This window comes from Mycolicibacterium peregrinum, from assembly GCF_001665625.1.
Lineage (GTDB): Bacteria > Actinomycetota > Actinomycetes > Mycobacteriales > Mycobacteriaceae > Mycobacterium > Mycobacterium peregrinum_B.
Genome location: NZ_LZSY01000085.1, coordinates 43,358 through 52,359 on the forward strand (window position 1 = coordinate 43,358; position 9,002 = coordinate 52,359).

The following is a 9,002-nucleotide window of genomic DNA, read 5'->3' on the forward strand; positions in this document are numbered from 1 at the left end:
ACGCATGCGGCCGCACTGTTCTCCAGAGTTGTCTCGACACTGCGGTATTGGGCCTGAGAGATTCCCGGGGAGGATTTGCTCCTACGGCGCCTCCGGAAATCGGAGGTTCTCCCACAGTGCGTCGTCGACGTTTTGAGTTGTGTAACGGATGCTACTCGGCCGCGACTCCGCGGCGGCGAGACCGGAATAACTACGCCGGCTCCCCGGTTACACCGACCGTCAACAAAACTAAACTGATCGTACAGTTCAGTTAAAACCGAGAACAGGTGGTCAAAGACATGAGCGTTTGGTTCATCACCGGAGCTTCCCGCGGGTTCGGCCTGCAGATCGCCCGCGACGCACTGGACCGCGGCCATCAGGTGGTCGCGACCGCACGTGACGCGTCCGCCGTCACCGCCGCCCTAGGCGAGAACGACAACGTGCTGGCGGTGGCGCTGGACGTCACCAACGAAGAGCAGGCACAACAGGCGGCCCAGGCCGCCGTGGATCGCTTCGGCCGCATCGACGTCCTGATCAACAACGCCGGACGTGGGCTGCTGGGAGCTGTCGAGGAGGCCACCGACGCCGAGGTGCGGGCCGTGTATGACACCAACGTGTTCGGGCTGCTGACCGTCACCCGCGCGGTCACCCCGGTGCTGCGGGCACAACGGTCGGGCACCATCGTCAACATCTCATCGGTCGGCGGATTCGTCGGCTCACCCGGCTGGGGCGTCTACGCATCGACCAAGTTCGCCGTCGAGGCGATCTCCGAGGCACTCAACGCCGAACTGAAACCGCTCGGCGTGCACGTCATGGTGGTCGAGCCCGGCTACTTCCGCACCGACTTCCTCGACTCGTCGAGCCTGCAGACCCAGCGCAATATCATCGCCGACTACGCCGACGGGCCCGCCGGACAGATGCGCGTCGCCGCCGGTGAGCGCAACCACGACCAGCCCGGCGATCCGGTGAAGGCGTCCCGCGCCATCATCGATGTCGTCGAATCCCCGCAACCACCACTGCGCCTGCTGCTGGGCAACGACACCATCGCGGCCGTCGAGGCCAAGATCGCCCATGTTCAGGCCGAGCTGGCACAGTGGCGAAGCGTCTCGGAATCAACGGATTTCGACGATGTCAGCCAGCACTGACGGAGCGGCCCGTGGGGCGGGCGCGTTCGTCCGCCCCACCGGCGCACGCAGCGACCGGATCCATCAGGCCATCTTGGTCGCCACCGCCGAGCTGCTCGACGAGGGTGGTTTCCCGGCGGCCACCATGGACGCGATCGCGGCGCGGTCCGGCGCCAGCAAGGCCACCCTCTACAAACACTGGCCATCGCGGACCGCCGTCTCGGCCGAGGCGTTCGGCACCACGATGGCCGAAGCGTTGCCCTTGCCCGATACGGGCAGTACGGCAGGTGATCTGACCGAACAGGTGGTCCGGGTCTCGGCGTTCTATGCCAGCCCCCGAGGCGAGGTGTTCGCCCAACTGCTCGCCGCCTGCGTCGAAGATGCAATGGGCGCAGCGTATTTCCGGGAGTACTTCCTGAGCGGTCGGCGCGCGGCCATCACCGAACTCTGGCAACGCGCACTGGACCGCGGCGACGCCGACGCCGGCACCGCCATCGACGATGTGATCGACATACTGTTCGGTCCGCTCATCTTCCGTCGGATGACCGGCCACTACGCGCTGACCGAGGAGCATGCCCGGCAACTGGCCGTGACGGCGTTGCGCGGATTGCTCCCCAACACCACCTCCTAGCTCACAAACCCCACCAACCACCTGGGACTTCGGCACCTCACAAGGCGACCAGGTACGGTGCCCACAGCTCGGGGACAGCGGTAGGTGGGGAGGCGATCGATCGGTCATGTCAGAAGAACTGTCGAAGAGGGGTCCGGACGACACGGCGTCTGATGACGCCCCGGCACGCCGCAAGAACATGCAGCGGCGGGCGTTCAGGTTCGCCACACCCGTCGGCGAGATCGCCATCGCGATCCGCACCCCGCGCAACGAGCGCCCGCTTCTGCCGAAGCGGTACGACCCGTTCGGCATCGCCGATCGCGCGCTCGACGCCGCCAAGACGAGCATGAAGCTGGCGGCCTGGGGTGAGGAGCAGCTGGCCACACTGGTGAAGAACCGCCTGGAGGCCATCGATTCGGCGGCGCCCCGACCCGTGACCATCGCCACCCCCGAAGAGCCGACGCCCGAATCGCTCAACACCAAGATGGACCGCCTGCTGGACCGGGCCCTGGATCAGAGCACGTCGGGCAGTCAGGTGGAGCTGTACCACCGGCTGCTCGACCAGCTGGTGGCCGACGAAGCGCGAATCCTCGGCGCGCTCTCCGAAGGTGATGCCTCGCCGCTGGTCAACATCCACACCTGGACCCGATCGCGCACCCCGGGTCAGGCGGTGTTGGAGAACGCCTGCCTGATCGGACGCACCGCCAATGTGGCGTTGCCCGCCATGGTCCCGCAGTACGTCGGCCACCTGCTGTCGCTGGGTCTGGTCGAGACCGGTCCCGAAGACCCTTCCCAGAAGGCCGAGTACGAGGTGCTCCTGGCGGAGCCGATGGTGTTGCAGGCGATCAAGAACGGATCCCGCGGTCCGCTGGCCGCGCGGGTGGAGAAGCTGACGCTGACGCTGTCGGGGCTTGGGCGCGGCTTGTGGGAGTCTGCGGTGCAACGGAACGGTTTGTGACGCTCCAGCGAGAAGCCGAAGGTGGATCGCGCATGAACGCCAGCGAGAAGCCGAAGGCGGATCGCGCATGAACGCCAGCGAGAAGCCGAAGGCGGATCGCGCATGAACACAACGGAGACGATCCTCGCCGTCCAGACGTGGCAGGAGATCAAGGCCGATTTCAGTGTCAACTGGCTGATCTATCTGTCCATGCCGTTCGTCGCTGCGTTTGTCGGCTGGAGCACCAAGATCGTCGCGCTGGAGATGATCTACCGGCCGATGGAGTTCAAGGGCATCGGCCCGTTCGGCTGGCAGGGCATCGTGCCGCGCCGGGCAGGCAAGGTGGGCTCGAAGACCATCGAGCTACTCACCCAGAACCTCCTCAAGCCGGAGGAACTGCTCGAAAGGGTCGACGCGAAGGAAGCCGTCAACGCGCTGCGCGAGCCGCTGACCCAGGTGGTCGACGAGATCTCCCGCGACCTCGCCGAGCAGATCCGCCCCGGGCTGTGGGACTCGCTGCCCGATGCGGCGCGCAACGCGATCCAGGCCCGCATCCACGACCAGACCCCCAAGGTCGTGGAGAAGATGCTCAACGAGATGCGGGCGGACCTCAACCGGTTCGTCGACATCCAGTTCCTGGCCGTCACGACGCTCGTCCGCAACAAGGACAAGCTGAACAAGCTGATGCGCGGGCTCGGCGACAACGCCATGGCGTTTGTCCGGCGCAGCGGCATCTACTTCGGCCTGGTGATCGGCGTGGTCCAGATGGTGGCCTGGGCGCTGTTCCAGAACCCGTGGATCATGCCGGCATTCGGTTTCGGCGTCGGCTTCATCAGCGATTACATCGCACTCAACATGTTGTTCCGGCCCGTCCACCCGACGAAGTATCTCGGCTTCATCCCCTTCCAGGGGTTGCTGCACGCTCAGCGCGACATCATCACCAAGGACTACGCGCGGATCCTGGCCGAGGACCTGTTCTCCCCTGAGATCCTGTTCGACGGCGTGCTGCGTGGTCCGGGTGCCGACAAACTGTTCTCACTCGTCGGCAAGGAGGTCGAGGCGGCCATCGACGCGCAGACCGGCATCGCCACACCGCTGGTCAAGTTCGCGGTCGGCACGCAGCGCTACAACGCGTTCAAGGACAACCTGGTGCAGATGGTGCTGGAACGCCTCCCCACGACATTGGTCGACGCGCAGGACTACGCCATGGGCGCCCTCGATCTCGAACAGACCATCATCGACAAGATGGGTCAGCTCACCAATGAGGAGTACGAGTCGATTCTGCGGCCCGTGTTCAAGGACGACGAGCCGACCATGATCGCCGTCGGCGCCGTCCTGGGCGGTGTGGTCGGCGAGATCCAGGTGCAGGTCATCGAGCACTTCGGGCACGACCCCGAGTCGGTCGGTGCGCTGCCGGATCTCGTGCGGACCGTCCTGCACCACTAGACACAGCCGCAGGTCTCCCCGACCTTCAGCATCGGTACGAAACCATCGTCGGCGAGCGGGGAATCGCCCAGTAACCGGCCGAGAGCCTGATGGGCCAGCGCGTCGACCGGTTGCTGCACGGTGGTGAGCCGCGGTCGTCCGTAATCGGCAGCGCTGCCGTCGAACCCGACCACCCGGATGTCGTCGGGGATCCGCAGGCCCGCATCCGCGACCGCACGGATCGTGGCGGAGGTCTGGCCGTAGGTCCCGACGACGAACGCCTGCGGCGCCCGTGCGTCACCGCGCAGAAACGCGCTCACCGCACCGTAGGCGCCGGACGGGGTGAGATCCGTGCGGATGATCGGTAGGTCCTGGCCGACGACGGAGGCGACGCCTTCGAATCGCTGCTGCACGGTCTCCCGGTCGCCGTGGCACACATCGGCTTCGGTGAAACCGCCGACGAAAGCGACGTCGCGACAATCGTGAACGTCGAACAGGTGCCGGGCGATGAGTTCGCCGGCATGGACGTGATCGATTCCCACGATGTCCGCCTCGACCGCGCCCCTGATGTTGTGCATCCACACCACGGGAATGTGTTCTCGCCGACAAAGATTCGCTGTGCGTGGGGCGTTTGCCGCTCCGACCACCAGCAGCCCGTCGACGCCGACCTCGGCGAACGCGGTGGCGAACTCGAGCTCACGCTCGGGGTCGTATCCGGTGTTGCCGATCAGGGTCAGGTGATCGCGCGTCCGGGCTTCCACTTCGATGCGCCCCACGAATTCACCGAACAGAGGCAACGTGAGGTCGGGAACCAGCAGTCCGATCTGCCGCCAGCGTCGCGCCCGACGCAACGCGCGGGCACGCCCGTCCGGCCGATAGTTCAGGTCGTCGATCGCACGAAGCACCTTGGCCCGCAGAAACTCTGACACCGGACGCGGCCCGTCGTTGAGGACGTAGCTCACCACCGCCGTCGAGGTGCCTGCGCGGTTGGCCACGTCGGCCAGGGTCGGACGTTTACCACTCACAACGGCTGGAGCCTCCGCTCGTCGGTGACCGCTCGAAAGAGTTTGAATCACCTCGATTGTGACGGTTACGCCCACAATTCGCCTGCCTACGCTAATCGATTAGAACCGTAACGAGGAGGACCCGTGGTTGTAACCGGTCGTTGGTGGAGTAACTGACATGGCATTCGTACGACTCACCGGAGTCACCTATCTCGACCCCGAACTCGCCTACGACAGCTACGTCCTGTTCACCGGCGCCGACGGGGCCACCCGACTGATCGACCTCAACGGCACCGTGGTGCACGAATGGCCGTATGCCGGTGTGCCACCGCGCATCGTGGATCCGGCCCTCAACGGTGGGCGTTTGGGCGACGTCGGGGTGCAACTGTCCGACAGCGACGACGCCCGCGGTGGCATCTACGCGAACGGCACCGTCGGCCAACTGGACTGGGAAGGCGAGACCGTCTGGGAGTGGGGCAACCAGGCCCCTGGCGGAGCGGCCCGCCAGAACCACGACTGGGAGCTGCTCCCCAACGGCAATCGCCTGATCCTCACGACCGTTCCTCGAGTGGTGCCCGGTCTCGGGGACCACACCGTCGGAGATCAGGGGCTCTACGAAGTGACGCCCGAGGGTGAGATCGTCTGGCAGTGGCTTGCCGGCGACCACCTCGATGAGTTCGGATTCTCCGAGGCAGGTTGGGATGCGTTGCGCCAGGCCGTGGCTCGCGATCCCGACGATCCATGGGGTTATCTGGAGATGAACAGCGCCAAGACCCTCAGGCCCAACCGGTGGCATGTCGACGATTCCGATTCCGTGTTCCACCCCGACAACATCCTGATCAGCTTCCGCAAGGCCAACATCATCGCGCTGATCGACAAGGCCTCCGGCGCGATCGCCTGGAAGCTCGGACCCTATTACGACACCGAGTTCGGCGCCCAGCATCAGCGCATCAACGTGCACAAGGTGCCGCGTCCGGTCGATCAGACGTCCGGCCAGCACAACCCCCACATGATCGCCGCGGGCCTGCCCGGGGCGGGCAACATCCTGGTGTTCGACAACCAGGGCGGCGCCGGTTACCCGGCCGCTCCCCTGGGCATCTACGCGGGTTCCCGGGTACTCGAAATCGACCCTGCCACCAGGGAAATCGTGTGGCAGTACACCGCCGAGGACTCGGGGCTGCCGTCGTGGACCTTCTTCAGTTCATTCGTGAGCAATGCGCAGCGCCTGCCCAACGGCAACACCCTGATCACCGAAGGGATGCAGGGACGGTTGTTCCAGGTCACCCCGGACGGTGACGTGGCATGGGAGTACCACAGCCCTTATCAGGGCTACGGGGTGGCCGGTGAGCCCGAGGTCAAGCAGACCAGGGTGCCCGGGGTCGACCGCCTGACCCGTACGGCGCTGGTGTACCGGTCGCAGGCCGTACCGTTCGACTGGGTGCCTGCGGACACCCCGCGCGAACCGCTGAGGGCCGTCCGGCCAGACCCGGAAGTCCGTCCATGACAGCCGGTTTGGCCGTCCTGGGCAAGGCATCGAACCCGCCACTGCACCCGGCTCCGGCCCGGCCGCGGTCGGCGTTCGCCCGGCTCGGTGTCCTCGGCTGGACGCTCACCGGACTGGGGATCGCCGCGGCCCTGTGGTCGTTGATCGTGGCGACCGGGCGGTTCCCGCGACAGCTGTTCCCGAGCGTGCCCGAGATCCTCGCCGCCGGTCACACCCTGTGGACCGAGGGGCTGCTGGCCGACGACATCCTCGCCAGCCTGCAAAGGGCAGCAGTCGGTTTCGCCCTCGGTGCCGGTATCGGCATCATCGTCGCCATACTCACCGCGACGACAACGGCCGGCCGCAATCTGCTGCAACCGGTGCTGCGGGTGTTCTCGCCGATCCCCACGATCGGTCTCGTCCCACTGGCGATCCTGTGGTTCGGGCTGGGCGAGAACAGCAAGCTCCTGGTCATCGCGCTCGGAGTGTTCGTCCCGGTGTGGATCAACAGCCACTCCGGGTTGGCGAGCACTCCGGTCGACTATCTGAAGGCCGCCCGCTGCCTGGGGGCCGGCCGTTGGCAGACCCTGTCGCGAGTGGTGCTGCCCGAGGCGGCCCCCGACATCGCGTCGGGACTACGGGTAGGTGCCGCGATGGCATTCGTGCTCATCGTGGTGGCCGAGATGACCGGCACCACATCAGGTATCGGATATCGGATCTCTCAGGCGCAGTTGTTCTCCCAGGCCGATCGGCTGATCTTCTGCCTGATCATCCTGGGCATCATCGGCGCCCTGTGTGACCTGTTGGTCGCCTCGGTCACGTCCCCGTTCACCCGTTGGGCCCAAGAGGAGCGCTGAGATGTCCATGCAGACCCACGACCTCGTGGTGAGGTTCCCCGGCAAGCAGGAGCCGACCCTGAAGGGCATTTCGCTGACCATTCCGGACGGCTCCTTCTCGGTTCTCGTCGGCGCCTCCGGCAGCGGCAAATCGACTCTGCTGCACTGTCTTGCCGGCCTCATCACCGCAACCTCGGGCGCGGTGACCGACAATGGTGAGACGGTCACCGCGCCGCATCCTCGCCGGGGCGTCGCCTTCCAGCGCGACGTGCTGTTCCCGTGGATGACGGTCGCGGACAACATTGACTTCGCCCTGGCGGCCCGACGTTTGCCGAAATCGCAGCGCCGGGACACCATTCACGAGTTGCTCGAGTTGGTAGGTCTGCGTGACGAAGTGGCCGCGCAGCGCCCCGGTGAGCTGTCCGGTGGGATGCGACAACGGGTCAGCATCGCCCGCGTGCTGGCCGGGGAGCCGTCCGTCATGCTGATGGACGAACCGTTCGCGGCGCTCGACGCACTGACCCGGCTGCGCATGCAGGATCTGCTGATCGATCTATGGACGCGGCTGAACCGCACGGTCGTGTTCGTCACGCACGACATCGACGAGGCGATCCGGCTGGGGGACACCGTCAGCGTGCTGCGCGACGGGCAGATCGCCGATCAGATCACCAATCCGCTCAGCCGCCCCCGCCCGGCCGATGCGCTGGCAGACCAGCCCGGCTACAGCGAGATCCGCAAGACCCTGCACCACCAGCTCGGCATCGACCACGCCGTGCACTGACATCCACCCACAAAGGAACCCATAACGTGAAGACTCCTTTCCGGCGCATCGTCGCCGCAACAGTCGCCGCTGCCGCCCTCGCTGCGACAGGCACCGCCTGCACCGACTCGGGCACCGCGAACGCCGATCAACTCACCGTCGGGTTCGTCGTCGACCCGTCCTGGGCGCAGGTCCCCGTCGCCGCCGGCACCGACCTGTTCGGCAAGCACAACGTCGACGTCAAGGTGGTGAACTTCCAATCCGGTGTCGAAGCACTGCAGGCCGCGGCCGCCGGTCAGGTCGACATCACCACCGCGGCGGACGTGCCCACCTCGGCGGCGCTGACCCGCACACCCACGCTGCGGGTGATCGCCGACGGATCCCGTTGGGAGGGCTCGCGGATCGTCGCCCGGCGCAGCGCGGGCATCAACACCGTCGCGGATCTGGCCGGCAAGTCGATCGGCACTCCGCTGGGTACCAGCGCCGCCTACTACGTGTCGAATGCCCTGGCGCAGAACAACCTCAAGGCTGAGCTGGTGCAGGTCGCACCGTCGGCGATCGTCACCGCCGCCACCCAGCGCAATGTCGATGCGGTGTCGATCTTCCAGCCCTACCAGGCGCAGACCATCAAGGCACTCGGCGACGACGCGGTGGCACTGAGCGGCACCTGCGTCATCGAGGGCAGTGAGGAAGGCGGCGATCGCTTTGCCCTTGGTTGCGACGGCGGATTCGGTCGCGATGAACAGGCTGTGCTGGTTGTAGGTTCCGCCGCTCAGTGCCACCGCGTCGTCGCCGAGTGCCTTGATGGTCTGCGCCTGGTAGGGCTGGAAGATCGACACCGCAT

The 9,002-nt window shown here is 66.2% G+C and carries 9 protein-coding genes and 1 riboswitch; of the genes, 8 read left to right on the forward strand and 1 reads right to left on the reverse strand.

Translation table 11 applies throughout. The features are described from left to right. Positions 1 to 32: 32 nt before the first annotated feature. A riboswitch (glycine riboswitch) is annotated at positions 33 to 124 on the reverse strand. Between the two features lie 154 nt (positions 125 to 278). The 4 genes from A5779_RS11155 (at position 279) to A5779_RS11170 (ending at position 4,096) form a co-directional block, all read left to right on the forward strand. Then, positions 279 to 1,124 carry an oxidoreductase gene (locus A5779_RS11155; protein ID WP_064881775.1) on the forward strand — a complete coding sequence of 282 codons (846 nt, stop codon included), beginning with the start codon at positions 279 to 281 and terminating at the stop codon, positions 1,122 to 1,124. Then, positions 1,108 to 1,734 (forward strand): TetR/AcrR family transcriptional regulator, encoded by a 627-nt coding sequence (locus A5779_RS11160; protein ID WP_064881753.1) that lies wholly within the window; start codon positions 1,108 to 1,110, stop codon positions 1,732 to 1,734. Before A5779_RS11155 ends, A5779_RS11160 begins: the two co-directional genes overlap by 17 nt. Positions 1,735 to 1,840: 106 nt before the next feature. Then, a complete protein-coding gene (locus A5779_RS11165) occupies positions 1,841 to 2,671 on the forward strand; it encodes an Abi-alpha family protein (protein ID WP_174554328.1) in 831 nt (276 codons plus the stop codon). A gap of 102 nt (positions 2,672 to 2,773) precedes the next feature. Next, positions 2,774 to 4,096 carry a DUF445 domain-containing protein gene (locus tag A5779_RS11170; RefSeq protein WP_064881755.1) on the forward strand — a complete coding sequence of 441 codons (1,323 nt, stop codon included), beginning with the start codon at positions 2,774 to 2,776 and terminating at the stop codon, positions 4,094 to 4,096. Here the strand turns inward: A5779_RS11170 and A5779_RS11175 are convergent. Beyond that, positions 4,093 to 5,070, reverse strand: a complete 978-nt coding sequence (locus A5779_RS11175) for a LacI family DNA-binding transcriptional regulator (RefSeq protein WP_064881780.1) — start codon at positions 5,068 to 5,070, stop codon at positions 4,093 to 4,095. The two genes, A5779_RS11170 and A5779_RS11175, sit on opposite strands and share 4 nt — an antisense overlap. Before the next feature lie 187 nt (positions 5,071 to 5,257). On the opposite strand from A5779_RS11175, the gene A5779_RS11180 reads away from it, so the two are divergent. The 4 genes from A5779_RS11180 to A5779_RS11195 all read left to right on the forward strand — a co-directional run. After that, complete coding sequence (locus A5779_RS11180; RefSeq protein WP_064881757.1) at positions 5,258 to 6,583, forward strand: aryl-sulfate sulfotransferase; 1,326 nt, start codon at positions 5,258 to 5,260, stop codon at positions 6,581 to 6,583. Further along, entirely contained in the window at positions 6,580 to 7,419 is an 840-nt protein-coding gene (locus A5779_RS11185; protein WP_064881759.1) for an ABC transporter permease, read from the forward strand. Before A5779_RS11180 ends, A5779_RS11185 begins: the two co-directional genes overlap by 4 nt. A gap of 1 nt (position 7,420) precedes the next feature. Continuing rightward, positions 7,421 to 8,179, forward strand: a complete 759-nt coding sequence (locus A5779_RS11190; RefSeq protein ID WP_064881761.1) for an ABC transporter ATP-binding protein — start codon at positions 7,421 to 7,423, stop codon at positions 8,177 to 8,179. 26 nt (positions 8,180 to 8,205) lie between these two features. Next, the coding region (locus A5779_RS11195) for an ABC transporter substrate-binding protein (protein WP_236734736.1) at positions 8,206 to 9,002 on the forward strand (797 nt) is incomplete at its 3' end.